At 31.5% G+C, this 25,984-nt stretch carries 28 protein-coding genes and 1 tRNA gene; 18 read left to right on the forward strand and 11 right to left on the reverse strand.

The window, feature by feature from the left end; genetic code table 11:
* Positions 1–78: 78 nt before the first annotated feature.
* The 6 genes from B2741_RS02795 to B2741_RS02820 all read right to left on the reverse strand — a co-directional run bounded on the left by B2741_RS02795 (position 79) and on the right by B2741_RS02820 (position 5,043).
* Positions 79–1,047, reverse strand: coding sequence for a hypothetical protein (locus B2741_RS02795; RefSeq protein ID WP_291135241.1), 969 nt, complete (start codon positions 1,045–1,047; stop codon positions 79–81).
* A 127-nt stretch (positions 1,048–1,174) separates the two neighbouring features.
* A tRNA-Val gene (locus tag B2741_RS02800) sits at positions 1,175–1,249 on the reverse strand.
* Positions 1,250–1,331: 82 nt separating this feature from the next.
* Entirely contained in the window at positions 1,332–1,718 is a 387-nt protein-coding gene (locus B2741_RS02805; RefSeq protein WP_290819654.1) for a DUF4258 domain-containing protein, read from the reverse strand.
* Between the two features lie 75 nt (positions 1,719–1,793).
* Positions 1,794–2,990 (reverse strand): alanine dehydrogenase, encoded by a 1,197-nt coding sequence (locus tag B2741_RS02810; protein ID WP_291135244.1) that lies wholly within the window; start codon positions 2,988–2,990, stop codon positions 1,794–1,796.
* Between the two features lie 59 nt (positions 2,991–3,049).
* Complete coding sequence (gene tsaE, locus B2741_RS02815; protein WP_133607326.1) at positions 3,050–3,463, reverse strand: tRNA (adenosine(37)-N6)-threonylcarbamoyltransferase complex ATPase subunit type 1 TsaE; 414 nt, start codon at positions 3,461–3,463, stop codon at positions 3,050–3,052.
* 26 nt (positions 3,464–3,489) lie between these two features.
* Complete coding sequence (locus tag B2741_RS02820; RefSeq protein WP_291135246.1) at positions 3,490–5,043, reverse strand: bifunctional response regulator/alkaline phosphatase family protein; 1,554 nt, start codon at positions 5,041–5,043, stop codon at positions 3,490–3,492.
* Positions 5,044–5,176: 133 nt separating this feature from the next.
* On the opposite strand from B2741_RS02820, the gene B2741_RS02825 reads away from it, so the two are divergent.
* From B2741_RS02825 to B2741_RS02865, 9 genes are all read left to right on the forward strand, one after another.
* Positions 5,177–6,412, forward strand: coding sequence for an HD domain-containing protein (locus B2741_RS02825; protein WP_291135248.1), 1,236 nt, complete (start codon positions 5,177–5,179; stop codon positions 6,410–6,412).
* A 120-nt stretch (positions 6,413–6,532) separates the two neighbouring features.
* On the forward strand, positions 6,533–7,552 hold the full coding sequence (lpxD, locus tag B2741_RS02830; protein WP_291135250.1) for a UDP-3-O-(3-hydroxymyristoyl)glucosamine N-acyltransferase: 1,020 nt from the start codon (positions 6,533–6,535) through the stop codon (positions 7,550–7,552).
* Positions 7,553–7,571: 19 nt separating this feature from the next.
* Entirely contained in the window at positions 7,572–8,960 is a 1,389-nt protein-coding gene (locus B2741_RS02835; RefSeq protein ID WP_291135252.1) for a bifunctional UDP-3-O-[3-hydroxymyristoyl] N-acetylglucosamine deacetylase/3-hydroxyacyl-ACP dehydratase, read from the forward strand.
* Positions 8,961–8,968: 8 nt separating this feature from the next.
* A complete protein-coding gene (gene lpxA / locus B2741_RS02840; RefSeq protein WP_133607316.1) occupies positions 8,969–9,754 on the forward strand; it encodes an acyl-ACP--UDP-N-acetylglucosamine O-acyltransferase in 786 nt (261 codons plus the stop codon).
* A gap of 45 nt (positions 9,755–9,799) precedes the next feature.
* A complete protein-coding gene (efp, locus tag B2741_RS02845) occupies positions 9,800–10,366 on the forward strand; it encodes an elongation factor P (RefSeq protein ID WP_026725820.1) in 567 nt (188 codons plus the stop codon).
* 99 nt (positions 10,367–10,465) lie between these two features.
* Complete coding sequence (locus B2741_RS02850; RefSeq protein WP_291135255.1) at positions 10,466–11,407, forward strand: UDP-3-O-(3-hydroxymyristoyl)glucosamine N-acyltransferase; 942 nt, start codon at positions 10,466–10,468, stop codon at positions 11,405–11,407.
* Complete coding sequence (locus tag B2741_RS02855) at positions 11,397–11,759, forward strand: nuclear transport factor 2 family protein (RefSeq protein ID WP_291135257.1); 363 nt, start codon at positions 11,397–11,399, stop codon at positions 11,757–11,759. Before B2741_RS02850 ends, B2741_RS02855 begins: the two co-directional genes overlap by 11 nt.
* Before the next feature lie 84 nt (positions 11,760–11,843).
* A complete protein-coding gene (gene sucD, locus B2741_RS02860) occupies positions 11,844–12,716 on the forward strand; it encodes a succinate--CoA ligase subunit alpha (RefSeq protein WP_133607308.1) in 873 nt (290 codons plus the stop codon).
* A gap of 72 nt (positions 12,717–12,788) precedes the next feature.
* Positions 12,789–13,844, forward strand: coding sequence for a hypothetical protein (locus tag B2741_RS02865; RefSeq protein ID WP_291135260.1), 1,056 nt, complete (start codon positions 12,789–12,791; stop codon positions 13,842–13,844).
* A gap of 48 nt (positions 13,845–13,892) precedes the next feature.
* Here B2741_RS02865 and B2741_RS02870 read toward each other — a convergent pair whose 3' ends face one another.
* Complete coding sequence (locus tag B2741_RS02870; protein ID WP_291135262.1) at positions 13,893–14,168, reverse strand: ATP-dependent Clp protease adaptor ClpS; 276 nt, start codon at positions 14,166–14,168, stop codon at positions 13,893–13,895.
* A gap of 170 nt (positions 14,169–14,338) precedes the next feature.
* On the reverse strand, positions 14,339–15,172 hold the full coding sequence (gene prmA / locus B2741_RS02875; RefSeq protein ID WP_291135264.1) for a 50S ribosomal protein L11 methyltransferase: 834 nt from the start codon (positions 15,170–15,172) through the stop codon (positions 14,339–14,341).
* Between the two features lie 91 nt (positions 15,173–15,263).
* Here prmA and B2741_RS02880 point away from each other — a divergent pair, with 91 nt between their 5' ends.
* From B2741_RS02880 to ygiD, 4 genes are all read left to right on the forward strand, one after another.
* Positions 15,264–16,481, forward strand: a complete 1,218-nt coding sequence (locus B2741_RS02880; protein ID WP_291135267.1) for a porin — start codon at positions 15,264–15,266, stop codon at positions 16,479–16,481.
* 92 nt (positions 16,482–16,573) lie between these two features.
* On the forward strand, positions 16,574–17,410 hold the full coding sequence (locus B2741_RS02885) for a CvfB family protein (protein ID WP_291135269.1): 837 nt from the start codon (positions 16,574–16,576) through the stop codon (positions 17,408–17,410).
* A 1-nt stretch (position 17,411) separates the two neighbouring features.
* On the forward strand, positions 17,412–17,696 hold the full coding sequence (locus B2741_RS02890) for a hypothetical protein (protein WP_291135271.1): 285 nt from the start codon (positions 17,412–17,414) through the stop codon (positions 17,694–17,696).
* A 64-nt stretch (positions 17,697–17,760) separates the two neighbouring features.
* On the forward strand, positions 17,761–18,639 hold the full coding sequence (gene ygiD / locus B2741_RS02895; RefSeq protein WP_291135273.1) for a 4,5-DOPA dioxygenase extradiol: 879 nt from the start codon (positions 17,761–17,763) through the stop codon (positions 18,637–18,639).
* Here ygiD and B2741_RS02900 read toward each other — a convergent pair whose 3' ends face one another.
* From B2741_RS02900 to B2741_RS02910, 3 genes are read right to left on the reverse strand one after another with little or no spacing between them, the layout of a single operon-like run.
* The gene (locus B2741_RS02900; RefSeq protein ID WP_291135275.1) at positions 18,640–19,821 is read right to left on the reverse strand and encodes a serine hydrolase domain-containing protein; all 1,182 of its coding nucleotides are present in this window, start codon (positions 19,819–19,821) and stop codon (positions 18,640–18,642) included. It lies immediately after the preceding gene.
* Positions 19,811–20,257, reverse strand: a complete 447-nt coding sequence (locus tag B2741_RS02905) for a PH domain-containing protein (protein ID WP_291135277.1) — start codon at positions 20,255–20,257, stop codon at positions 19,811–19,813. The genes B2741_RS02900 and B2741_RS02905 overlap by 11 nt, the downstream gene beginning before the upstream one ends.
* 1 nt (position 20,258) lies before the next feature.
* Positions 20,259–21,377, reverse strand: coding sequence for a C1 family peptidase (locus B2741_RS02910; protein WP_291135279.1), 1,119 nt, complete (start codon positions 21,375–21,377; stop codon positions 20,259–20,261).
* 118 nt (positions 21,378–21,495) lie between these two features.
* Between B2741_RS02910 and B2741_RS02915 the strand changes: the two genes are divergently transcribed.
* The 5 genes from B2741_RS02915 (at position 21,496) to menA (ending at position 25,969) form a co-directional block, all read left to right on the forward strand.
* Entirely contained in the window at positions 21,496–21,864 is a 369-nt protein-coding gene (locus B2741_RS02915) for a four helix bundle protein (RefSeq protein ID WP_291135282.1), read from the forward strand.
* A 75-nt stretch (positions 21,865–21,939) separates the two neighbouring features.
* On the forward strand, positions 21,940–22,779 hold the full coding sequence (locus B2741_RS02920; RefSeq protein ID WP_264369770.1) for a 1,4-dihydroxy-2-naphthoyl-CoA synthase: 840 nt from the start codon (positions 21,940–21,942) through the stop codon (positions 22,777–22,779).
* Positions 22,780–22,832: 53 nt separating this feature from the next.
* Positions 22,833–23,411 (forward strand): PH domain-containing protein, encoded by a 579-nt coding sequence (locus B2741_RS02925; RefSeq protein ID WP_291135286.1) that lies wholly within the window; start codon positions 22,833–22,835, stop codon positions 23,409–23,411.
* Complete coding sequence (locus B2741_RS02930; RefSeq protein WP_291135288.1) at positions 23,404–24,906, forward strand: PH domain-containing protein; 1,503 nt, start codon at positions 23,404–23,406, stop codon at positions 24,904–24,906. Before B2741_RS02925 ends, B2741_RS02930 begins: the two co-directional genes overlap by 8 nt.
* A 166-nt stretch (positions 24,907–25,072) precedes the next feature.
* Positions 25,073–25,969: a 1,4-dihydroxy-2-naphthoate octaprenyltransferase gene (menA, locus tag B2741_RS02935; RefSeq protein WP_291135290.1), complete on the forward strand. Its 897-nt coding sequence runs from the start codon at positions 25,073–25,075 to the stop codon at positions 25,967–25,969.
* The last annotated feature ends 15 nt before the right edge of the window (positions 25,970–25,984 follow it).

The raw sequence follows: 25,984 nt of genomic DNA on the forward strand, positions 1-25,984 counted from the left end.
GAATTCTTAAATTTATACAAATATAGGGAATGATGAATTGAAATTAAAATTCTAACTAATCTAATATTTTTTTAAATTTTATTCAGATTGTATTTGTCTAAAAAAGAACTTAATGACTTCTAAATTCATTTCTGAAGTTGTCCAATGTCCTACATTTTCATAAGTTGTAAAAGTTGCGTTTATATTATTCTTCTTATAGATTTCTTGACATTTTAAATATCGATTCTGTACATCGCTTCCTAAATTTGTATTGATTAGGTTGCGTTCGATATCGCTATAAGCGTCATCAAATTGAATAGCATCATTATCATCTAATTTTCCCATATAGATAAATTGCGGAATTGATTTGAATTGATTTATATCAAAATTTTTATTGAATAATTGATAAAAATCATAAGTTCCAAGTGGGTAATTAAATTTAAATTGATTAACTTTCTTTTCAGGCAGCATTAATTCTCCATTAAATCCACCAATTGCTAAGGCTTTAATTTTTTCAGGATGAATAAAGGCAAAACGATTCGTAAAAGTAGCCGAAGCAGAAAATCCATTCATGAAAAACTTGTCATCAACTACAATATTCATGGAACTTAAAACATTTTTAGCATCATCTATCATTGCTAATAATTGTAAATCTAATCTTTTTAATTCTTGTGAATCATCTAAGATTACATCTTGGTCTAATGCATGAGTGTAAATTAGTTCTTGAGATGAAGGTCTTGGAAAAACAGGAACAAGTAATGGGATTTTTAGCATTGCTGAAACATTATTCCCAACCGAATTTACAGAAGCCAAATCGATAGCATATTTTTCATGAACACTTATACTATCTGATGTTTTACCGGTATTATTAGGTTCAACAAGAAGAACTATTTTTTTATCTATTGGAGTTCCTTTAGGAATAAATAAAATATAATCGTTTTGGAATCCTTTTATAGGATTCTTTTTAACGATGAGTAAACTATCTTTTTTAAAGACCTCTATTTTTGAATCTTGAGCAATTGAAAACAAAGAATAAAATAGAGAAAGTAGAATTATGAAAAAACGCATAACAAAATCATTTAGATTAAGTAGACGCTTTGATTGAATGTTTGTTACATTCTAGTAAATTCATTTGCAGAATAAGCAAAAAGGGTGTAAAACAAAAAATCCCACATTTCTGTAGGATTTAATTTTGTGGGCGATGAGGGGTTCGAACCCCCGACCCCCTCGGTGTAAACGAGGTGCTCTGAACCAGCTGAGCTAATCGCCCCAATAAATTGCTTTACTATTACCGTATTGCGAGTGCAAATATACAAGGAATATTTGTTTTTGCAAGTGTTTTGAAGAAAAAATTACTTTTTTTCTATCTTTTCTAACAAGACTTTGTTGGTGTAATTTACCATTGTAATGGTAATTTCTTCATTATTAGCAGTTTTGCCTTCAATTACATAAATCTTTCCTTTTCTATATGGTTCGTTACTTTTATCAAAATCCACATCTCCATAGCGTAAACTTTCTTTAATATCTTCCATTGTAACCCATTTTTCAGATAAAGATTTCTTAGCAAGTGTATCAATATCTAACGATTTACTTCTTAAATCTTTTAAAACACGACAATTTGGTAAGTAGCAAAATTCTACACCTTTATCATTTGCTTTTGCTTTTAAAAACCAAATTACAAATATTGCTCCTAAAAATAATCCAAATAAGTAGTAGGCTAAACGAAACTGAAACTTCATAATAGTATAATTTGTGCAAATTTAGTATAAATTATGCACATAAACACGCAGATTTTGTAGTGATTTGACGTAATATTAAAAAACAATTAAATTGATATCTCGGTATTCTAAATTGAACCAATCGGCAATTGCTTTATTGGTTAAAACTCCGTGATAGGAATAAATCCCGTGCTTTAAACCTCTGTTGCAACGAATAGCGGTTTCAATTCCACCATCGTCTGCAATATGTAATAAGAAAGGAGAAATGATATTACTAATTGACATTGAAGCCGTTTTAGAATATCGAGAAGGAATATTTGGAACACAATAATGAATTACTCCGTTTTTAATAAAGGTTGGTTTTTCATGAGTAGTGACTTCTGAAGTTTCAAAACAACCTCCTGTATCAATACTAACATCTACAATAACAGCTCCTTTTTTCATGTGTTCTACCATAGTTTCGGTAACCACAATAGGAGCACGGTTTTTACCTTTCATAGCTCCAATGGCTACATCACAACGACGCAAAGCTTTTAAAAGCGATTTTTCTTGAATAGTAGAAGTAAATATTCTTTGATTTAATGTGTTTTGCAAACGACGTAATTTGGTAATCGAATTATCAAATACTTTCACAGTTGCGCCTAGTCCTAAAGCGGTTCTAGCAGCATATTCTGCAACCGTTCCAGCGCCAATGATAACTACTTTTGTAGGTGGAACTCCTGTAATATTGCCGAATAATAAGCCTTTTCCAATGTTTTCACCAATCATTAATTCGGAAGCGATTAAAACCGAAGCAGTTCCTGCAATTTCTGATAGTGATTTTACTGCTGGATAGGAACCATCTTCGTCTTTTATGAATTCAAATGCTAAAGCAGTAATTCTTTTGGTAGCTAAAGCTTCAAAATATTCTTTTTTCTGTGTTTTTAATTGAATAGCTGAAATAACAATGGTTTGCGGATTCATCATTTCTAGTTCGGCTAGAGTAGGTGGTTCCACTTTTAAAATCATTGGGCAACCTAGAACTTTTTTAGTGTCTTGAGTTATTTCTGCACCAGCATCGCTATATTCTTTATCAGTGTAACTTGAACATTCTCCTGAACCTGCTTCAATCATTACGCGATGTCCGTGTGAAACTAATGAAGAAACGGCATCTGGAGTTAAGCAAATACGACGTTCTTGATAAGAAGTTTCTTTAGGAATTCCAATAAACAACTCGCTTTTATGTCGTGCCACTTCTAGCTTTTCTTCTTGTGGTAATAATTGTGATTTCGAAAATGGACTATAAATGGACATGTTGCGTTGTTTTTTGTGGTACCAATTTAGGAATATTTTTTAAAATAGAAAAGAATCTTTTAGTTCTTCAAGGTCAATTCTCTTTTTCCGTCTGCCATTACTTTTATTGAAATACTGGCGTGGTCGATTGGGATTAAATTTGGCGTTTTTTCTGGCCATTCGATAAAACACCAATTGTCAGAATAAAAATATTCGTCTAAACCCATGTCATAACCTTCTTCTTCTGAATTTAATCGATACAAATCGAAATGATATACGATTTCGCCTTCAAACGTGCGGTATTCATTCACTAAAGAAAATGTTGGGCTACTCGAATTGTCTTTTACACCTAATTCTTTCACCAATTCTTTAATTAAAGTCGTTTTTCCAGCGCCCATTTGTGCGTGAAATGTAATTACTTTTTTTAAGGAAGGCGTGGCTAATATTTGCTTGGCAACGTTTGTGATTTCGTCTAATGAAAAAATTATCGTCATATAATTATTCTTATTTACTTAACGCTTTATCTCGGCTCTAAAACTAAAAACGGAATTACCATTTCTTCTAATGAAATTCCTCCGTGTTGATAGGTATTTCGGTAATAACTGACATAATGATTGTAGTTATTTACATAAGCCAAAAATAAATCGTTTTTTGCAAAAATAAAAGAGCTACTCATGTTTAGTGCTGGTAGACCAATTTTTTTCGGATCTTTCACAGCATAAACGTCTTTGTCTTCGTAGGTTAAGCTTCTTCCTGTTTTATAGCGAAGGTTTAAACTTGTGTTTTTATCACCAATAACTTTCGACGGATTTTTACAATTGATTGTTCCATGGTCGGTAGTTATAATCAATCTAAAACCAAGTTGTTGAGCTTGCTGAATCATATCCAAAAGTGGAGAATTCTTAAACCAACTTGCCGTCAAAGAACGATACGCTTTGTCGTTTGAAGCTAATTCTTTTACTACATCCATTTCGGTTTTAGCATGTGATAACATATCTACGAAATTGTAAACAATAGTCGTTAAATCATTGTTTTTTAAAGATTTAAAGTTATCTGCTAATTTTTTTCCCGAAGTAAAATTGGTAATCTTATAATATTCTTGTTTGATGTTTAATCCCAAACGTTTTAGTTGCTCGGTTAAAAATTCGCCTTCATACAGATTTTTTCCACCTTCATCTGGATCGTTTTTCCAATATTGCGGGAATTTCTTTTCCATTTCCAACGGTGTTAATCCAGAGAAAATAGCATTACGAGCATATTGAGTTGCTGTTGGTAAAATAGAGAAGTAGCTGACTTCTTTTTCCAGTTTGTAGTGATTGTTTACGACACTTTCAAATGCTTTCCACTGGTCATAACGCAAGTTATCAATCACAATGAATAAAATTGGCTTGTCTTTTTTACGAATTTCTGGTGCTACTAATTCACCAAAAATTTCATGAGAAAGCACTGGTTTATCAGCTTTTGGTTGGAACCAATCTTCATAATTACGTTCGATAAATTTCCCAAATTGCATATTAGCTTCGGCTTTTTGACTTTCCAAAATTTCTACCATGCTTTGGTCTTCGATGTTTTCCAACTCTAATTCCCAAAATAATAACTTTTTGTACAATTCTACCCAATCTTCATAGGTACGAACCATTGCCATATCCATAGCAATTTTTCGAAATTCTTTCTGATAATCTAAAGTTGTTTTTTCGGAAATCAATCGCGAATGGTCTAAATTTTTCTTCAAACTCAATAAAATCTGGTTTGGATTAACCGGTTTTATCAAATAATCGGCAATTTTAGAACCGATAGCTTCTTCCATAATATATTCTTCTTCACTTTTGGTAATCATAATCACCGGAACCGAAGATTTCTTTTCTTTTAATTCAGATAAAGTTTCCAAACCACTTAAACCTGGCATGTTTTCATCTAAAAACACCACATCAAAATTGTTTTCATCAAACAAATCAATAGCATCTTGCCCGTTATTACAGGTAGTTACATGATAATTCTTCTTTTCTAAAAAAAGGATATGTGGTTTTAATAAATCAATTTCATCATCAACCCAAAGGATTTTTATCTGGCTCATTTCTTCTTAATTTGTGTGCAAGTTAGTATTTATTAAACGACCATTGTATTAAATTTAGTATAAAATTTCCCATTAGTTTTAAACAATTCTTTTTGTAAAAAATCGCTACATTTGTTACTCAAAATTTATACTTGTGAGCCAAACCAACAAACTCAAAATATTCAACGATCCAATTTATGGTTTTATTACCATACCTAATTCTTTAATTTACGATTTAATTCAGCATCCTTACTTTCAACGTTTGAGAAGAATTTCTCAGATGGGAATGTCGTATTTGGTTTATCCAGGTGCGCATCACACACGTTTTCATCATGCGTTGGGCTGTATGCATATTATGCAAAAAGCGGTTCAAACCTTGCAATTTAAAGGTGTTGCAATTTCGGAAGATGAAGAAAATGCTTTGTATATTGCTATTTTGTTGCATGATATTGGTCACGGTCCATACAGTCACGCTATGGAACACAGTATAGTTGAAGAAGTGCATCATGAAGAATTATCGTTGTTGTTCATGGAGCAATTAAATAAAGAATTTGATGGTAAATTAGCTTTAGCAATCCAAGTTTTTAAAGGTGAATATCATAGAAAATTCATGTTGCAATTGATTTCAAGTCAATTAGATATGGATAGAATGGATTACTTAAAACGCGACAGTTTTTACAGCGGTGTAGCCGAAGGAAATATTAATAGCGAACGTTTGATTCAAATGATGAACGTGCAAGATGATTATTTAGTTATTGAAGAAAAAGGAATTTATTCAGTTGAAAAGTTTTTGGTTGCGCGAAGATTGATGTATTGGCAAGCGTATTTGCACAAAACAAGCGTGGTTGCTGAATTAATCTTGACCAAAATTCTAAAACGCGCCAAAGAATTAACTCAGAAAGGAATTCTATTACCATGTAGCGAATCGTTGCAATTTTTCATGCAAAACAAAATTTCTTTGTCTGATTTTGATAAAAATGTTTTAGATAAGTTTTCTTATTTGGATGATTATGATGTGATGGGCGCGATTAAATCATGGCAATTTCATGATGATTTTGTTTTACAATCTTTGTGTAGAATGATATTGAATCGTGATTTACTAAAGATTCAAATGACCGATGATAAACCAAACAAAGAGAATCTATTATCTATTAAAAATAAATACATTGCTCTTGCTGGAATTTCCGAAAAAGAAGCGGATTATTTTGTGTTTAAAGGTAAGTTAAAAAATCAAGCGTATAGCAAATCAAGTGAGCCTATTCGCATCTTAAAAAAAGACAAAACCATTGAAGATGTGGTAGAAGCATCTGACCAATTACATTTAAAAGCTTTATCAAAACCTGTAACAAAATATTTCATATGTTTTCCAAAAGTGGTCTTAGAAGCATAGCTTTTTAATTTAATTTCATATTTTTGCCAAGATGAAGAGGAATCAATACGTTGAATTAAATGAAAATGAGTATTTTTATATCCCGAAATCTATCTAATTAGATAGTAATAAAATTTTTAAATGAAGTTTACAGCAGCGCAAATAGCAGGCATTTTAGAAGGCGAAGTAGTTGGAAATCCAGATGCTGAAGTTTTTAAATTGTCTAAAATTGAGGAAGGAACAGAAGGGTCTTTGACGTTTTTGGCAAATCCTAAATATATCAATTACATTTATTCTACTCAGGCATCTGTTACCATAGTTAACAACACTTTTGAGCCAGAGCAAGAAATAACAACTACTTTAATTAAGGTTGAAGATGCGTATAAATCGTTTTCAAAGTTATTAGAATATTATAATCAAGTAAAATTGATGAAATCAGGAATTGAGCAACCTTCTGTGATTTCGGATGGTGTAACTTATGGTTCTGATTTATATTTGGGAAGTTTTTGTTACGTTGGAAAGAATGTAACCATTGGAAATAATGTAAAAATTTATCCAAATAGTTTTATTGGAGACAACGTAACAATTGGTGATGATTGTGTTTTCTTTGCAGGCGTTAGAATTTATTCAGAAACTGTTATTGGAAATAGATGTACAATTCACTCAGGAACAATAATTGGTTCGGATGGATTTGGTTTTGCGCCTCAAGAAGACGGAACGTATGTAAAAGTACCACAAATTGGAAATGTTATCATTGAAGATGATGTTGAAATTGGTGCTTCTACAACAGTTGATAGAGCTACTTTAGGTTCTACAATTATTAGAAAAGGAGTAAAACTTGATAATCACATTCAAGTTGCGCACAATGTTGAAATTGGCGAAAACACCGTAATTGCCGCACAAACCGGAATTGCAGGAACAACCAAAATAGGTAAAAACTGTTTAATTGGAGGTCAAGTTGGATTTGCTGGGCATTTAGTAATTGGTGATGGAGTTAAAATTCAAGCGCAATCAGGTATTGGAAAAAATTTAGAAGCTGGAGAAGTGGTACAAGGAAGTCCTGCTTTCAATTATGGAGATTTTGCAAAAGCTTTTGTACACTTTAGAAATTTACCAAAAATTGTTTCCGATTTAGAAGAATTAAAAAATACAATTAAATAATTTAAAAACCATTTTTATCATGGCGAAGCAAACAACAATTGCTGCAGAAATATCATTAAAAGGTGTAGGTTTACACACAGGTCAAGAAGTTGCAATGACTTTTAAACCGGCTCCTGTAAACAACGGATTTACATTTGTACGTGTAGATTTAGAAGGTCAACCAATTATTGAAGCTGATGCAAATTATGTTGTAAATACGCAACGAGGCACTAATTTAGAAAAATTAGGAGTAATGATTCAAACACCAGAGCACGTATTAGCGGCGCTTGTGGGTTGCGATTTAGATAACGTTATTATAGAATTAAATGCTTCTGAACTTCCTATTATGGATGGTTCTTCAAAATATTTTGTTGAAGCCATTGAAAAAGTTGGAGTTATTGAGCAAGAAGCAGAACGAAAAGTATTTGTAGTTAAAGATGTAATTTCGTACCTAGATGAAGCTACAGGAAGTGAAATTACAGTTATTCCTGCAGATGAATATTGTGTTACAGCAATGGTTGATTTTGGTACTAAAGTTTTAGGTACTCAAAATGCTACAATGAAAGGGATTAAAGAATTTAAAAAAGAAATTTCAAATTGTAGAACTTTTAGTTTTTTACATGAATTAGAATCACTTTTGAATAATGGGTTGATTAAAGGAGGTGATTTAAATAACGCCATTGTATATGTTGATAAAGAAATTTCATCAGAAACAATGGAAAACTTGAAAAAGGCTTTCAATAAAGATACTATTTCGGTTAAAGAAAATGGAATTTTAGACAACCTAACATTGCATTATCCGAATGAAGCAGCAAGACATAAATTGCTTGATATTATTGGGGATTTATCTTTAATTGGAACTCGTATTCAAGGGAAAATTATCGCAAATAAGCCAGGACACTACGTAAATACTCAGTTTGCTAAGAAAATGGCTAAATTAATTAAGATTGAAGAGCGTAACAATGTTCCTAGTTATGATATTAACAAAGAACCAGTAATGGATATTCACGGTATTATGAATTTATTACCACACCGTCCACCATTCTTGTTAGTAGATAAGATTTTAGAACTTTCTGAAACACATGTGGTTGGATTAAAAAATGTAACAATGAATGAAGATTTTTTCGTTGGACATTTTCCAGGAGCTCCGGTAATGCCGGGAGTTTTACAAGTTGAAGCCATGGCACAAACAGGAGGAATCTTGATTTTAAGTACTGTTCCAGATCCAGAAAATTACTTAACGTATTTCATGAAAATTGATAATGTTAAGTTCAAAAATAAAGTCTTACCAGGCGATACCTTGTTCTTTAAATGTGATTTAATTTCTCCAATTAGAAGAGGAATTTGTCACATGCAAGCGTATGCGTATGCAAACGGAAAATTAGTTTCAGAAGCCGAATTAATGGCACAAATTGTTAAAGTAAAATAAAGATATATATGAATCAACCATTAGCTTATGTGCATCCAGGTGCCAAAATAGCAAGAAACGTTGTAATTGATCCTTTTACAACCATACATAATAATGTTGAAATTGGTGAAGGAACTTGGATTGGTTCAAATGTTACCATCATGGAAGGTGCTCGTATTGGTAAAAATTGTAATATTTTTCCTGGTGCGGTAATTTCAGCGGTTCCTCAAGATTTAAAATTTGGTGGTGAAGAATCGTTAGCGGTTATTGGTGATAACACTACAATTAGAGAATGTGTTACTATCAATAGAGGAACAGTAGCTTCTGGTCAAACAAAAATTGGAAAAAACTGTTTAATTATGGCTACGGCTCATATCGCACACGATTGTCATATTGGTGATAATGCTATTATCGTAAATGGCGTTGCTTTGGCCGGACACGTAACGGTTGGTGATTTTGCTATCATTGGTGGTTTAGCAGCTGTACATCAGTTTATTTCAATTGGAGATCATGCTATGATTTCTGGTGGTTCATTAGTAAGAAAAGATGTTCCTCCTTTTACAAAAGCGGCAAAAGAACCTTTGTCTTATGTGGGAATTAACTCTGTAGGATTAAGAAGAAGAGGTTTTTCAACAGATAAAATCAGAGAAATTCAAGATATCTATAGAATTTTATATCAAAAAAATTACAATACAACGCAAGCATTAAGCATTATTGAGGCTGAAATGGAAGCTACAACAGAAAGAGATGAAATTTTAGACTTCATCAGAAATTCTTCTCGTGGAATCATGAAAGGCTACACGAGTTCAATGTAATCTCAAATTAAAAGAGTAAATAAACAAACATCAAATAAAAATAAAATGGCAAGTACATCAGATATTAGAAACGGATTATGCATCAAATACAATAACGATATTTATAAAATCATCGAATTTCTTCACGTAAAACCAGGTAAGGGACCAGCTTTCGTAAGAACAAAATTAAAATCGTTAACGAACGGAAAAGTATTAGATAACACATTTTCTGCTGGACACAAAATTGATGAAGTACGTGTTGAAACACATACATTCCAATATTTATATGCTGAAGGAGATCAATTTCACTTTATGAATAACGAATCATTTGAACAAATTACGTTAGACAAAAAAGTATTAGATGCTCCAGATTTATTAAAAGAAGGAACTAACGTAATGATTCAAATCAACGCTGAAACCGAAGCACCTTTATCAGTAGATATGCCAGCTTCTATCGTTTTAGAGGTTACGTATGCTGAGCCAGGAGTAAAAGGGAATACAGCTACGAATGCTACAAAACCAGCAACTGTTGAAACAGGAGCTACTGTAAATGTTCCGTTGTTTATCAATGAAGGTGATAAAATCAAAATTGATACAGCAACAGGAAACTACATGGAAAGAGTAAAAGAATAATTGAAAGTAAAAAGTGAAGAGTAATTAGTAAATAGCCAATAACTAATTACTCTTTTATATTTTACTTATCACTAATTACTATCCACTAATCACTTATAAATGAAATTTCCAAAAGTTTATCCTCTAAAAGAAATTGCCCAAATTATAGATTGTAATTTTGTGGGTGATGCCGATTTTCCAGTTCACGGTATGAATGAAATTCATGTGGTAGAACCTGGAGATATTGTATTCGTAGATCATCCAAAATATTATGACAAAGCACTTCAATCGGCAGCTACTATTGTTTTAATAAACAAAGAAGTAGAATGTCCTGAAGGAAAAGCCTTGTTGATTTCAGATGACCCTTTTAGAGATTTCAATAAACTAACGAAACATTTCAGACCATTTCAATCTTCAAATGTTGCAATTTCTGATTCAGCTAAAATTGGAGAAGGAACTGTTATTCAACCGAATTGCTTTATTGGACATAATGTTCAAATTGGTAAAAATTGTTTGATTCATGCTAATGTTACGATTTACGATAACACTGTAATTGGTGATAACGTAATGATTCATGCAGGAACCATTTTAGGAGCTGATGCATTTTATTACAAAAAACGCCCAGAAAGTTTTGACCAATTATTATCGGGTGGGCGAGTAGTAATTGAAGATAATGTTGGAATTGGCGCTTTATGTACGATTGACAAAGGAGTTACTGGTGATACAACCATTGGAGCTGGAACTAAAATTGATAATCAAGTGCATGTTGGTCACGATACCGTTATTGGAAAAAAATGTTTAATTGCTTCACAAACTGGAATTGCAGGTTGTGTGGTTATTGAAGACGAAGTAACGCTTTGGGGACAAGTTGGTACAACAAGTGGTATTACTATAGGAACAAAAGCCGTAGTAATGGGACAAACTGGTGTTACTAAATCTATCGAAGGAGGAAAGACTTATTTTGGTACTCCAATTGAAGAATCAAGAGAAAAGTTGAAACAATTGGCTAATGTAAAACGCATTCCAGAAATTATTGAAAAATTAAAACAAAATGACAAATAAAGAACGCATTGAGTTTTTGTATAAAGAAGACGGAATAAGAAATGCATCATTTCTTGATACACTTTTGCACGATGATTTTATTTTAGAATGGGACAGCTCAGAAGGGAAGTTATTACTTCAAAAAAGTGCTATCATCAATTTGGCTAACGAATTGAAACAAAATTATATTGATTCTTTCATGGAAATTTCACATTTCATAGAGCAAGAAAATCAAATTGTAGTAAAATACAATCACAAGGTAACAACAATAGAAAACCCAAAAGAATTCTTTTTAATAGCAAAAGTGGTTGCTATTTGGGAATTTGAAGAAGATAAAATTAAAAAAGGATACCAAATTAGCAAACCTAATTAAAAAAATACAATAAAAAATATGTGATTATTTGGTAAAAAACTTACTTTTGCATCACAAATTTAAACACAATTTAATTCATATATCATGAGCGTTTTAGTAAATAAAAATTCAAAAATAATTGTACAAGGATTTACAGGTAGCGAAGGAACTTTCCACGCTTCTCAAATGATTGAGTACGGAACAAATGTTGTAGGTGGAGTAACACCAGGAAAAGGTGGTTCAACACATTTAGACAGACCAGTTTTTAACACAGTTAAAGATGCTGTTGAAAAAGCGGGTGCTGATACTTCAATTATTTTCGTTCCGCCAGCATTTGCTGCTGATGCAATTATGGAAGCTGCTGAAGCTGGAATCAAAGTAATCATTTGTATTACTGAAGGTATTCCTGTAGCAGATATGATTAAAGCTTATGATTATATCAAAGGAAAAGATTGTCGTTTAGTTGGTCCTAACTGTCCAGGTGTAATTACTCCAGGAGAAGCTAAAGTTGGTATTATGCCAGGTTTCGTTTTCAAAAAAGGAACAGTTGGTATTGTATCTAAATCAGGTACTTTAACATATGAAGCTGCTGATCAAGTAGTAAAACAAGGTTTAGGAATTACTACAGCTATCGGAATTGGTGGTGACCCAATCATTGGAACAACAACTAAAGAAGCAGTAGAATTATTAATGAACGACCCAGAAACTGAAATCATCATCATGATTGGTGAAATTGGAGGTCAATTAGAAGCAGATGCTGCTAAATGGGTAAAAGCAGACGGTAACCGTAAACCAGTTGTTGGATTCATCGCAGGTGAAACGGCTCCAAAAGGAAGAACAATGGGTCACGCAGGTGCAATCGTAGGTGGAGCTGATGATACAGCAGAAGCTAAAAAACGCATCATGAGAGAAAACGGAATTCACGTGGTAGATTCTCCAGCTGAAATTGGTAAAAAAGTAAAAGAAGTTTTAGGGTAATCTTTGCTTCAAATAAAAATAAAAAGTCCTGAATTTCAGGACTTTTTTAATATATAAATTAGTTGATTTAATATGAAAAAAATTACGATACTTATTTTAGCATTATTTTTTGGTTTCGAAATGCAATCACAAGTAGCTATTTCTAAAAATCCATATTATGGAAAGCCTTCAAAATTTGAAATGGAGAGATTTGATGATTTCAAAAACACTACAACCATATTTGTTTTAAATAATTTATATGATAAAAAACAGTATGAAGATATGCTTAAATCTTTTTGGACAATTACCCCATATGAAGTTGTAAATCTAAAAGATTTTAAATATCAAGATTACTTAAGCGATAAATATTCTTTTTGTGTAATGTCTGGTTTTACAAATATTCAAACTGAAGGTATTCGAACAATATTCTCAATTAATTTATTTATTTTGGATATGGAGAAAGTATCAAAAAAAATTAAAGATTTAAAGGATAATGATTATTTTACTTTTCTTGATGATAAGAAAAAGAATTTAGCTTACATAGAATTGATTCCAAACGATAAAATTTGGGATTTGATCGACAGAAATAGCTCTACAGCTAACACTACAGGAAGAGATTTTCATAGTTATTCCTATTTTAAATCTAAAAAAAGTGAATATGAACAAATAGTTTCAGATAAAATTCATAATGAAAATGTTTTTCACAATTATAATTTATTAATGTTGAGTAATAATTTTCAAAACATTCAAAAATTATTACTCAATAAAACTTTTTGTGGTTTTTATGAAGAAAGTATATCCTCAGAAGTTAAACAATTAAAAAAACAAACCTTGTATTTACCGGATTATTTAAAAAAGGAATATCACACAAAACCAATTGAATATAAAGAATATAGTAAAGAAAAATTAGATAAAATATTAAGTCCATACCCTTATAAAATAGAATTTATCTCTGTAAAAGAATTAGAAACAAAAATATTGAATAATGAAGAATTTTATTATTTGAATTTTGGATATCATTTGCGTTATTTTCAAATTGTAAACAGCAAAACTGGAGAAGCAATTTACAAAGTCTATCCTAATGGAATGATGAAAGCAAATCTAAAAGAAAGTGATTTTAAAGATTTGACAAAAGCTATAAATAAATAAAAACAATTTCAATAAACAAAAATCCCGCAAATAGCGGGATTTTTTTATTTATATAATTTCAGCACTTAATCCAGCATCTAGTAATGCCGAACATTGTGGTTTTAATTGGTCAATCGGACCTGTTTTAACCGTGCATTTGCCTTTATAATGTACTAATAAAGCACATTGCTCGGCTTGTAATTCATCGTGTTTGCAAACTCTTATTAATGTATCAATAACATGGTCAAATGTATTTACATCGTCATTATGTAATACAATTTCGTTATTAATACCAACAGCTTCTGCTACTAAAACTTCTTCTTGTACTTTTTCTATCGTGCTCATTTTCTTTACGTTTGAAAGTTCTTTACAAAAATACTGAATCAAATTCAAATTCAAAAATCAATTACAAATTCAAGTTCAAATTCAAAAATCAATTTTAAATTCAAGATTTAAAAAAAGTTAAACTTCTAACTTCCATCTCCATCTTCCGGCTTCCATCATCCAGCTTCCAACTATTTAACAAACTTTAATGCAACCCAGTTGTTTCTTTCAAATTGTTTTACATAGGTTAATCCTTTAGACGTACAACTTTCTGAAATTACAGGAATATCTTCAGTATAAAAACCGCTTAAAAATAAAATTCCGTTTTCGTTTAAACAATCCACATATTGTTGCATATCGTTTAAAAGAATGTTACGATTGATGTTTGCAATGATAATGTCGTATTTTTTACCAACTAATAAAGACGCATCTCCTTCGTAAACCGAAATATGTTTGCAATTATTACGTTCTGCATTTTCAATTGAGTTTAAGTAACACCAATTGTCAATATCAATAGCTTCGATTGGTTGAGCACCTTTCATCTCCGCTAAAATGGCTAAAATGGCAGTTCCGCAACCCATGTCTAAGGTTTTTTTATTTGTAAAGTCTGTTTCCAGAATATGTTGAATCATCATGTGAGTCGTTTCATGATGACCCGTTCCAAAACTCATTTTTGGTTCAATTACAATATCATATTCGGCATTTGTTTTTTCGTGAAATGGTGCTCTCACATGACATTTTCCGTCTACTTCAATCGCTTCGAAATTTTTCTCCCATTCTTCATTCCAATTTACTTGCTCAATTTCCTCAAAAGTATAATCGATTTTAAATTCGGGATTATCTAAAATTTGAATATCTTCTAAGATAGTTTCGCTCCATAAATCTTTTTGTACATAGGCAGAAATCCCTTTTTCAGTTTCAATAAAACTTTCAAAAGCTTTTTCGCCTAATTCAGCAATTAAAATTTCGCTACCTAATTCAATAGGTTCTATTGTAAAATGATATCCAATGTATATATTTGACATAACGTTAATTTTTTGCAAAGGTAATATTTACTTAACATACTTAACCTTGTTTTAATGTTAAGTTTGCGCAAAATAAACAACAACATAACAAATGAAAAAATTAGTAACCTTTTTATTGCTTGTAATCAGCACTATTGCTGTTGCTCAAGATGTAAAAGTAACCACAAAAGACAACGATTTAAAGTTGGCAGCACTTCCATATTATAGCTATGGAAAAGGATTAGGAATAACTTCACCAGATAGTTTATTTCAATTGAATATTCGTTTTAGAATGCAAAATCGTGTAACCTATTTTGAAAATGAAGGAGAAGATGCCGCTTATTCAGGAGAAATTAGACGTTTGCGTTTGCGTTTTGATGGATATGTTGGTAATCCACACTTTTTATATGTAATTCAATTATCATTTGCGCCAGGTGATGTGGGTGAAATTCAAGATGGTGAAAATATCAATATTATTCGTGATGCAGCTGTTTTTTATCGTCCAAACAAACATTGGAGTTTTCTTTTTGGACAAACTAAATTACCAGGAAATCGTCAACGTGTAAATTCATCAGGAGCTTTACAATTAACAGATAGAAGTATTAATAATGCTCGTTTCACCATAGATAGAGATTTTGGTTTTCAAGCATATTATCTGAACGAAAATAAAGATAAATTTTCATATAATGTAAAAACGGCTGTTTCTACTGGAGAAGGAAGAAACTGGACTAAATCAGCGGATGATGGAGTTGCTTTAACTGGAAAATTAGAGTTGATGCCTTTTGGTTCATTTAAAAATGATGGAACTAATTTTGAAGGAGATGTAGCTAGAGAAAAAACACCAAAATTGTTATTATCAGGTGCTTTTCATCAAAATAATTTGGCAAGAAGAACGCAAGGTCAACTTGGAGGAGACTTGTTCGAACAAAAAACAATGAAATCTGTTTTATTAGATGCTATGTTAAAATATAATGGATGGGCTATTATGTCGTCTTACATGTCGCGTTCTGCAAAAGATCCAATTGCTTTTAATCCAGATGATATTACCGAGTTTAATTATGTTCCTGTTGGAAGTGGAATGGATTATCAATTGAGTTATGTTTTTCCAACCAATTATGAAATTATTGGTCGTTTTTCTACACAAAATATGCATGATGATATTAAAGCATTAACACCAGATTCTAAGCAATATTCATTAGGTGTTACTAAATATTTATGGGAGCATGCTTTCAAATTACAAGGTGAAGTTACTATGTCTGATTTAGATTATTTAGATGGAAGCAACAAACAAAATTGGTATGTTCGTTTTCAATTAGAAATAGGAATTTAAAAATCTAATTTTAATACAATTTAAATCCAGTTTCTATAACTGGATTTTTTTTTGTTTCTATTTGCTTACCTTTGCAAAATATTTATTTTATTATGTTACAAATAGGAGAGTTCAATACGTTAAAAATACTTAGAGATACTAAAGTTGGTTTATTTTTAGGAAGCGAAGAAACACAAGATGATGATGTTTTGTTGCCTAATAAATATGTGCCAAAAGAATTTTCTATTGGAGATGATTTAACTGTATTTATATATCTTGACCATGAAGAACGTCCTGTGGCAACTACGCTTAAACCATATATCAAACTGAATGAATTTGCGCATTTAAAAGTAAATTACATGAATCAGTTTGGTGCTTTTTTAGATTGGGGATTAGAGAAGGATTTATTTGTTCCGTTTAAAGAACAAGCGCGACCTATGGAAGTTGGAAAACGTTATTTGGTTTACATGCATTTAGATGAAAAAACCAATCGTTTGGTAGCTTCAAGTAGAACGAACAAGTATTTGACGAATGAAAATGTTGATTTGGAACCAAATGAAGAAGTAAATATCTTAATTTCTCATATTACCGATGGTGGAATAAATGTTATCATCAATCAGAAATACAAAGGATTAGCTTATAAAAATGAAGTATATACGGATGTAAAACCAGGAATGAAAACCATTGGCTACATTAAAAATATTCGCCCTGACGGAAAAATTGATGTGATGCTTCGCAAAGTTGGAGTAGAAGCAATTGAACCTTCATCGCAAATTATTTTAGACGAATTAAAAGCCAATCGTGGTTTCTTGCGATTGACAGATAATTCGCATCCAGAAGACATTAAAACGGTATTGAAAATGAGTAAAAAGAATTTCAAAAAAGCCGTTGGAAATTTATACAAACAAAAGTTAATCGAAATCAAAGAAGACGGAATTTATTTGATTTAAAATGACAAAAAAGAATAAAATATATCTTTTTCTTAGCGTTTTAGTTTTATTACTAACGTTTGTTGCCATTTTTCAAAATTTTGAAACCATTCACTTTATTGGTTTTGAAACCGAAATTATTTGGATTCCTATTTGGATAGCAGTCGTAATTTTACCACTTTTAAATTTGTATGAAATCGCTACAAATACGGACGATTATAACAAGTACTATTGGTTAGCTCTTGTATTCAATTTAATTTCTATTTTCTTCATTTTGAGATATTTCAAAATGGAGTTGCTTTCTTAATTTTTTCATAAATACGTTTTATTAATCTTTTTATCACTACATTTGTATATACAAATATTAATTTATGAATCGCAAGAATTTCATAACACTACTTTCAGGAGGAATCGCTATGGCAAGTATACAACCGTTCTATGATTGGACAAAAGTTTTAGGAGAAGAAGAGGAGAAGATGCCCGTTTTATTCATCGGACATGGTTCGCCTATGAATGCCATTGAAGATAATGAGTTTTCAAAACGTTGGCAAAAAATGGGTAATGAAATCCCAACACCAAAAGCAGTTGTGGTAATTTCGGCACATTGGTTAACCAAAGGCACAATGGTTACAGCTATGCCAAATCCGAAAACAATTCATGATTTTGGTGGTTTTCCACAAGCTTTATTTGATGTGAAATATCCCGCACCTGGAAATCCTGAATTAGCTTCAGAAATTCAAAAACTAATTACAAATCCAGCAGTAGAATTAGACCACGATTGGGGATTAGACCACGGCACTTGGTCGGTAGTAAAACACATGTATCCTAATGCTGATATTCCGGTTTTACAATTGAGTATTGATTATTATAAACCAGCGGCTTATCATTATGAATTAGCAAAACAGTTACTTTCACTTCGCAAAAAAGGAATTTTAATTATCGGAAGCGGTAATATGGTGCATAATTTACGAATGGTAGCTTGGGATAAATTAAACGAATCCGAATACGGATTTGATTGGGCTTTAGAAATGAATGATATCTTCAAAAATAAAATTTCAAATGGTTTTCATAAAGAATTAATTCAATATGAAAAATTACATAAAGCCGCAACTTTAGCTATTCCTTCACCTGATCATTATTATCCATTGCTGTACATTTTAGCCTTACAAACCGATAATGATAAAGTGGAATTCTTTAACGATAAGGCAGTTGGTGGTTCTTTAACGATGACTTCGGTGAAAATCGGTTAATTATTCGCCTTCTTCATCATTAAATTTAAATGGATAATCGCCAAATTTTGGAGCCAATCTCTTAGTTTGATAAGGTTTTCTTGTAAACTTATTAGAAATAGCAATTATCGTAACCGAATCTTTTACTAATGTTACATATGATGATGTATTTCCATGCCACCAGCCGTTGTGAAAGAAGTATTTTTGACCCGTTTCAAATTCTAACATACGAACTCCTAAACCATAATTTCTAGTTCCTTTACGTTCATAGCTATACCCTTTGAACATTTCGGCTTTCATAGCTGCGCTCAAAAATTTATCAGAATACAAAGCCAAATCAAATTGCAGTAAATCGCGAGGTGTTGAGTAGATGTTTTTATCGCCATATACTTGGTCTAGATATTCAAAAGCTAATCGTAAATAATTGTTTTTATAAGACTGACTCACGCTGTCTTGTTTTGTTAAATCATCAAAAACAAAAGTATTTTTCATACCCAAAGGATCAAAAATTAATTCTTGAAGCACTTGTGGATAAGTCTTTTTCGATACTTTTTCGATGATTAAAGCCAATAAAGCATAATTGGTGTTGCAATAACCAAAACGTGTCCCAGGCGTTGATTCTAAGCCAATATTTTTAGTGGCTAAAAGCGTTAAAACATCTTGATTGGTTAGGGTTTTCTTTTTATCCCAAACGCCTTTATCATCAGTAAAATAAGCATAATTTCGTAAACCACTTCTGTGATTCAGTAACATTCTCACGGTTGTTTTTTCGTGTGGAAATTCAGGTAAAATAGAAGTTACTAAATCATCTAATTTTAGTTTTTTTGCATCAACTAATTTTAAAATGGTTACAGCTGTTATTACTTTACTTACAGATGCAATATGCAAAGGTGTATTTTGTTTGATAGAATCGCCTTTCTCTTTGTAGGCATATCCACTATAATTTTCATAAAGAATTTCGCCATTTTTTGCAACTAAAAACGAACCACTAAAATCTTTTGAGTTAAATTTTTTATCATAAAAAGCTTCCACTTCATTTCCCATTTTGTTTTTATAAATGGTGGTAAGTGGCGAAAAATTAACCGCAAATTCAGATACATTTCCATCGATATCTTTTACCGTAGACTCTTTTGCTTTATCTGGTTTTTCTTGGCAACTTGTAATAAATAATAATAGGCTTATGGTGAGTAATTTATAAATCATATGGGGTATTCTTAAGCGTAATGTTGGGATTTAGGTGTTGCAATGTAGTAATAAATTCTTGTTGTTTTTCAGGTGAAATGTAAATATCATCATATTTATTATATGTAATAATTAAACCAATATGACTCAATGCTGGTTTCCAAATGGTTGGTACATAAATTCCTTTGTGATATTCAATTCTATTGATTTTAGTTATATCTATTTTACCCTTGAAAGGCCCCGATTTCCAATGCAAATTCTTGTTTTCAATCTTGTAAAAAGTGGTTTTGTAAGTCCAAATTAAAAATAGAATCACTAAGAAATGTATCGAAAAAAGCACTATAAAAGGCTCATAAGAATCTTCAAAAAAAGCAGGAATAGTTAAGAGTAATAGAAATAATATTACTCCAACATAAATGTACTTATTTAATTTACTTACAGCAGATTTAAAAATCATACTACAACCCTAATTTCTTTTTAGTCTCTTTTTGAATTCCATCTTTGTGTACCATAACAGAAATTGCTTTTAATTTCATATAAGATACACTCATGTATACATAACCGCCGTTAGCCACTTTCTTTTCGTCGCTTCCCCAAGAGTTTTTTACTTTGTAATATACATTTCCTTTTTGATCTTTTACTTTACCCACAATATGCATTAAATGGTCGTCAGTGGTAGATAAATTTTCAAATTCTTGTTGGCGATATTCTGGTGTGATATTTTTTTCAATTATAATTTCGGCTAAACCAGTTTTAGTATCTTCTTCTTTTTCTGGAACAAAAGCCACTCCATATTTTCCTGAAAATGTTGCTTCCGAAACATCACAATCTAATGAAAGCGAATAGCCGTTTGCTAATGCATTATCAATATTGGTAATGAATTCATCCAAAGGCAAATTGTACATACTTCCGTTTGAAAAATTATCAGGAATATTCAAAATGAACGGTTTGTAATTCGCTTCATGTGTAAAAGAAGTCAAGGTGATATAATTTTCAGGTTTAATTTTAGTAAATTCAGCAAATGATTTTGGTGTGTAATTTTTGCCTTCGTATTCAAATTTTGTTGGAATACTTCCTAAATAAATGTCTAAAACTGCATTAATAGCTTGTTTCCAATTTTTAGATAATTTACCACTTGGATTTGAAACATACGTTTTTAACATCGCTTCCAAAACCGCTACCATTTCAGCATGATTGTGTTTCGATTCACCATCGTTTAAACCATCAAAAATGCTATTCGGAACCAAACCATTTTTAGCAACACTATTTAATACATCGTGTGCCAAAGCTCCTTCACTAAAATTAGCTTTTCCTTGACGCATTACATAGTTTTCGGCTTTAGCCAAATAAGTGGTTCGAGCTTGAAACATCTCAGAAAGGTCGATTTTCTTACCTGTTAAACGAATAATTTCGGATTCTAAAAACGAAGAAGTTGAGAAACTCCAACACGTTCCCGTAATATCTTGAGAGATGACTGGCAAACATTCTACATCATTAACTTTCTGAAATTCATAGTTTTGAGCCGAAGCCGAAAATAGTACAGATGCAAACAGCAATCCGATATATAGGTTTTTCATAAATCTTATTGTTTTGAACTTGCAATATAATGCAAAAAATGAATTATTTTTACCAAAACAAATACAAAAATCAAGGGAAAGTTCAAATTCAATTTTAAAAGAAAATATCAAGACATTCATGGAATTAAACGAACCAACAGAAAGAATATTCAATTTAGATGAAAGATTAGTTAGATTTGCTGGAGAATCGATTTTCTTTGTTAGAAAATTAGCTAAGTCATATGAATTAGAATATTACAAAAATCAATTAATTCGTTCTTCAGGAAGTGCTTCTTTAAATTATGGTGAATCTCAAGGAACAATTACGGATAAAGATTACGTTTTTAAATTATCATTAGTTGTAAAAGAATTAAAAGAATCAAGAAATTCACTCCGAGTTTTAAATTACATCAAAGAAGGTGAAGAGAATGAAAGAAATTGGCTTTTGTCAGAAGTAGAAGAATTAATTGCAATTACATCAAGAATGATGTTAAACAAATTGAAATAATATTTTTAAACACAATACTTTTGAAATTGAACTTGAATTTGCCCTTGCCCTTGAAAAATAAAATAAATTAAAAATATGAGCACAATTAACTGGAAAACCGTAAGAGAATTTGAAGATATAACTTATAAAAAATGTGATGGCGTTGCCCGAATTGCCTTCAACCGACCTGATGTTAGAAATGCATTTCGTCCAAAAACTACTAAAGAATTAATAGAAGCATTTTACGATGCACAAGAAGATACATCAATTGGAGTTGTGTTACTTTCTGCGGAAGGACCAAGTTCTAAAGATGGCATTTGGAGTTTTTGTAGTGGTGGAGATCAAAAAGCGCGTGGACACCAAGGTTATGTTGGTGAAGACGGTTATCACAGATTGAATATTTTAGAAGTACAACGTATGATTCGTTTCATGCCAAAAGCCGTGATTTGTGTAGTTCCGGGTTGGGCTGTTGGTGGCGGACATTCGCTTCACGTAGTTTGTGATTTAACGTTGGCTAGTAAAGAACATGCTATTTTTAAACAAACCGATGCAGATGTGACCAGTTTTGATGGTGGTTATGGTTCGGCTTATTTAGCAAAAATGGTAGGGCAAAAGAAAGCTAGAGAAATTTTCTTCTTAGGTAGAAATTACTCAGCACAAGATGCTTTTGAAATGGGAATGGTAAATGCCGTAATTCCTCATGCTGAATTAGAAGATACAGCTTATGAATGGGCACAAGAAATTTTAGCAAAATCACCAACATCAATTAAAATGCTAAAATTTGCCATGAATTTAACCGATGATGGCATGGTAGGACAACAAGTTTTTGCAGGAGAAGCCACTCGATTAGCCTACATGACAGACGAAGCAAAAGAAGGAAGAGATGCGTTCCTAGAAAAACGTAAGCCTAACTTTGAAAAGAAATATTTGCCTTAATTTAGGGAATAGAACAAAGAGAAAAGAATAAAGATTTTTAATAAACTATTTCTATGAACGAATTCTCAAATAATCCAATCGAAATTGACCAACTTCCAAAGTTTGAAGAAGTTCAATTAAAAGGACTTCATCCAAAGTATATAAACGTATTACTTTTTAATTTTTTATTGCTTTTTATTTTAATAATTGGGGGATTTTCAACCTTATTTTATTTTAAAAAAGATGCTTTTTCAAATAGTACTTGGATATTAATTCTTGTTGGGATTTTAGTTTTTCTTGCTGGATTAATAGTTTTTACGAAGCTTAGTTTCAATAAAAAAGGATATGCTTTTAGAGAACATGACACCATTTATAAATCAGGTTTAATTTCGGAAACGACTACAATTATTCCTTTCAACAGAGTGCAACATGTAGCTTTACATCAAGGATTTATTTCTCGCAAATTAGGTTTGGCTTCCATCGAATTATTCACCGCGGGCGGTAGTAGTTCCGATTTAGAAATTCCGGGCTTACTTCTGGCTGATGCTCAAATTATTAAAAATTTGGTTTCCCAAAAAATCAATCCACCTAAGAAGGAGGAAGTTATTGAACCATTTTCAAACGAATCATTTTTAACTGCAGAAAATGAATAAATCAACCGATTTCTCGCAACCCCAACGTCAATCGCTTCCAGGAATTTTGGTCATGTTTGCCAATTCCCTGCAGAAGACGGTTCGCGCTTTGTGGCCGATGCTTTTGATTTGGTTAGTAAAATTTGATTCCTTAAATAAACTCATTTTTTTTGGAAGCATAGCAGGAGTTGTGATAATAATTGGTGTGATTTCATACTTACAATATTTGTTTTTTACGTTTCATATTGATGAAGAAAATAGCGAATTCGTCATTCAGAAAGGTGTTTTCAATAAAACTAGAATTACCATTCAGTTGCATAAAATTCAACAAGTTAATATCAATCAAAGTTTAATTCAACGATTAGTTGGAGTTCATAAATTAGAAATTGATACTGCAGGAAGCGATAAAAAAGAAGCTTCTATTAGTGCTATTTCACATGATTTAGCCACTATTTTAAAAGAACGATTAATCAATCATTCGCAACAAGAAACGATTGCCCATTCTGAAAAAGTTGCTATTGAAGAAAGCTCGACTTCTTTCATTAAAATTGGTTTGTTGAGTTTGGTGAAGATTGGTTTCACATCGAATTATATTAAAAGTTTTGCTTTAATTTTTGTCTTTTTTACAACAATTATTGAAAATCTACAACAGTTAAACACAGATGTAATCAACGAAGATGAAGTAACGAATTATTTGGATGCATTGCCTAATATTACTTCATTTATGATAGTTGTAGGGATTTTTATTGTGTTAATTTTGATAGTAAACTTAATTCGTACCATTCTAAAATATTTTGATTTTACTATCCAAAAAAGCAAGCAAGCGATTGTGTTGTCTTACGGATTACTATCTACAAAAAACACGTTGTTAAATCCGAATAAAGTTCAAAAAATTAAAATTACACAAAACTATTTTCAAAAGAAGTTAGATGTTACCACTATTGGAGTTCATCAGGCTTCTAGCGATGTAGAAAAAGTAAAAGAAAAAGACCAAATTGAAGTTCCAGGATGTTCTGCAAGCGAGCGCGATGTTATTCTGAATTTGTTATTAAGTCAATTGCCAGAAAAAGGGAAGAAGTATTCACCTAATTGGAGAAAATTTGCAGTCAACACCTTTTTTCTTCTTGTATTACCAGTTTTAATTTCAATTGCAATAAATTTTAAATTGCACTTTGTTACTTGGAATGAATGGATGCTTTACACAAGTTTTTTTGTCATTTTTGCTATTGTTTTGCTATGGTTTTCATTTAAAAATTATAAACTTTTTGTTTCCAATGATTTTATCATCAAGCAAAATGGCGCTTGGGATATTGATACAATAATTATTGAACCTTATAAAATTCAAGCCATTGAAACCCAACAGTTTTTTTGGCAGAAGTCAGCTGATATTGGTTCTGTTCGTCTTTCAACAGCTGGAGGAACAGTTAATTTTTCAACAACAAATTATTCGGAAGTAAAGAAACTAACTAATTATTGGTTGTATCAAGTGGAAACTTCAGATAAGAATTGGATGTAGAAGAGATGGAAGTAGGGAGTCTGAAGTAGCGAGTTTGATATTATTGACTTAGTTTTGTTATTCCGCCGAAGTAGGAATCTCCTACGAAGTAGCCTTACATTTGAGCGAAGCGAAAACCAACAAACCTGAAACCTGAAATGTGAAACTTGAAACAAAAATATTAAACATGAAACACTGGATACAAGCCGCACGATTACGAACCTTACCACTTTCCGTTTCTGGAATTATTGTGGGAAGTGCCTATGCTCATTATCAAGGATATTCCGATTGGAGAATTGTAATTTTAGCGCTGCTAACTACGTTAGGATTGCAAGTTTTGTCTAATTATGCAAACGATTATGGAGATGGTGTAAAAGGAACTGATGCCAACAGAATAGGAGAAAAGCGTATGGTTGCAGCTGGTGTTATTACAGCACAACAAATGAAAAAAGCCGTTATAATAACAGCAGCTTTGACTTTTATAATTGCATTATTATTGATTTACATAGCTTTTGGAAAAGAAAATTTTGCTCTAAGTTTGATTTTCATTTTATTAGGAATTGGTTCTATTGGTGCTGCTATTAAATACACAGTAGGTAAAAGCGCATACGGTTACAGTGGTTTTGGTGATTTGTTTGTGTTTATTTTTTTTGGATTAGTTTCGGTGATAGGCTCTAATTTTTTGTTTACAAAAGAATTAGACGGTATACTTTTCTTACCTGCATTTGCTATTGGTTGTCTTAGCGTTGCTGTTTTAAATTTAAACAATATGCGCGACATTGAAAATGATAAAATCGCTGGAAAGAATACATTGGTTGTAAAACTAGGTTCTGAAAACGCCAAAGTATATCATTATGGATTGATAATTTCTGCTTTTCTTTTATTAATTCTTTTTGGGAATCAACTGCTGTTTTCATTACCACAATACAGTTTCGCTTTGGTTTTTATTATTTTGTTCAATCATTTAAAAACAGTGAATAAAAACAAAATTCCTAAAGAACTAGATTCCGAATTAAAAAAAGTGGCTTTGAGTACTTTTTTAATTAGCATGCTTTTAGCAGTAAGTTTAGTAATTTTGTCTTAATTAAATTTTTAATTT

It is taken from the genome of Flavobacterium sp. UBA7663 (genome assembly GCF_002483315.1).
Taxonomy (GTDB): domain Bacteria; phylum Bacteroidota; class Bacteroidia; order Flavobacteriales; family Flavobacteriaceae; genus Flavobacterium.

Coding starts and splice junctions, on each gene's coding strand:
- B2741_RS02835 (WP_291135252.1), top strand. CDS start 7,572: ATGGCGAAGCAAACAACAATTGCTGCAGAAATATCATTAAAAGGTGTA.
- prmA (WP_291135264.1), bottom strand. CDS start 15,172: ATGTCAAATATATACATTGGATATCATTTTACAATAGAACCTATTGAA.
- efp (WP_026725820.1), top strand. CDS start 9,800: ATGGCAAGTACATCAGATATTAGAAACGGATTATGCATCAAATACAAT.
- B2741_RS02900 (WP_291135275.1), bottom strand. CDS start 19,821: ATGATTTATAAATTACTCACCATAAGCCTATTATTATTTATTACAAGT.
- B2741_RS02805 (WP_290819654.1), bottom strand. CDS start 1,718: ATGAAGTTTCAGTTTCGTTTAGCCTACTACTTATTTGGATTATTTTTA.
- B2741_RS02885 (WP_291135269.1), top strand. CDS start 16,574: ATGTTACAAATAGGAGAGTTCAATACGTTAAAAATACTTAGAGATACT.
- B2741_RS02810 (WP_291135244.1), bottom strand. CDS start 2,990: ATGTCCATTTATAGTCCATTTTCGAAATCACAATTATTACCACAAGAA.
- B2741_RS02820 (WP_291135246.1), bottom strand. CDS start 5,043: ATGAGCCAGATAAAAATCCTTTGGGTTGATGATGAAATTGATTTATTA.
- B2741_RS02870 (WP_291135262.1), bottom strand. CDS start 14,168: ATGAGCACGATAGAAAAAGTACAAGAAGAAGTTTTAGTAGCAGAAGCT.
- menA (WP_291135290.1), top strand. CDS start 25,073: ATGAAACACTGGATACAAGCCGCACGATTACGAACCTTACCACTTTCC.
- B2741_RS02855 (WP_291135257.1), top strand. CDS start 11,397: ATGACAAATAAAGAACGCATTGAGTTTTTGTATAAAGAAGACGGAATA.
- tsaE (WP_133607326.1), bottom strand. CDS start 3,463: ATGACGATAATTTTTTCATTAGACGAAATCACAAACGTTGCCAAGCAA.
- B2741_RS02920 (WP_264369770.1), top strand. CDS start 21,940: ATGAGCACAATTAACTGGAAAACCGTAAGAGAATTTGAAGATATAACT.
- B2741_RS02910 (WP_291135279.1), bottom strand. CDS start 21,377: ATGAAAAACCTATATATCGGATTGCTGTTTGCATCTGTACTATTTTCG.
- B2741_RS02865 (WP_291135260.1), top strand. CDS start 12,789: ATGAAAAAAATTACGATACTTATTTTAGCATTATTTTTTGGTTTCGAA.
- B2741_RS02905 (WP_291135277.1), bottom strand. CDS start 20,257: ATGATTTTTAAATCTGCTGTAAGTAAATTAAATAAGTACATTTATGTT.
- B2741_RS02850 (WP_291135255.1), top strand. CDS start 10,466: ATGAAATTTCCAAAAGTTTATCCTCTAAAAGAAATTGCCCAAATTATA.
- sucD (WP_133607308.1), top strand. CDS start 11,844: ATGAGCGTTTTAGTAAATAAAAATTCAAAAATAATTGTACAAGGATTT.
- B2741_RS02925 (WP_291135286.1), top strand. CDS start 22,833: ATGAACGAATTCTCAAATAATCCAATCGAAATTGACCAACTTCCAAAG.
- lpxD (WP_291135250.1), top strand. CDS start 6,533: ATGAAGTTTACAGCAGCGCAAATAGCAGGCATTTTAGAAGGCGAAGTA.
- B2741_RS02795 (WP_291135241.1), bottom strand. CDS start 1,047: ATGCGTTTTTTCATAATTCTACTTTCTCTATTTTATTCTTTGTTTTCA.
- lpxA (WP_133607316.1), top strand. CDS start 8,969: ATGAATCAACCATTAGCTTATGTGCATCCAGGTGCCAAAATAGCAAGA.
- B2741_RS02930 (WP_291135288.1), top strand. CDS start 23,404: ATGAATAAATCAACCGATTTCTCGCAACCCCAACGTCAATCGCTTCCA.
- B2741_RS02880 (WP_291135267.1), top strand. CDS start 15,264: ATGAAAAAATTAGTAACCTTTTTATTGCTTGTAATCAGCACTATTGCT.
- ygiD (WP_291135273.1), top strand. CDS start 17,761: ATGAATCGCAAGAATTTCATAACACTACTTTCAGGAGGAATCGCTATG.
- B2741_RS02890 (WP_291135271.1), top strand. CDS start 17,412: ATGACAAAAAAGAATAAAATATATCTTTTTCTTAGCGTTTTAGTTTTA.
- B2741_RS02915 (WP_291135282.1), top strand. CDS start 21,496: ATGGAATTAAACGAACCAACAGAAAGAATATTCAATTTAGATGAAAGA.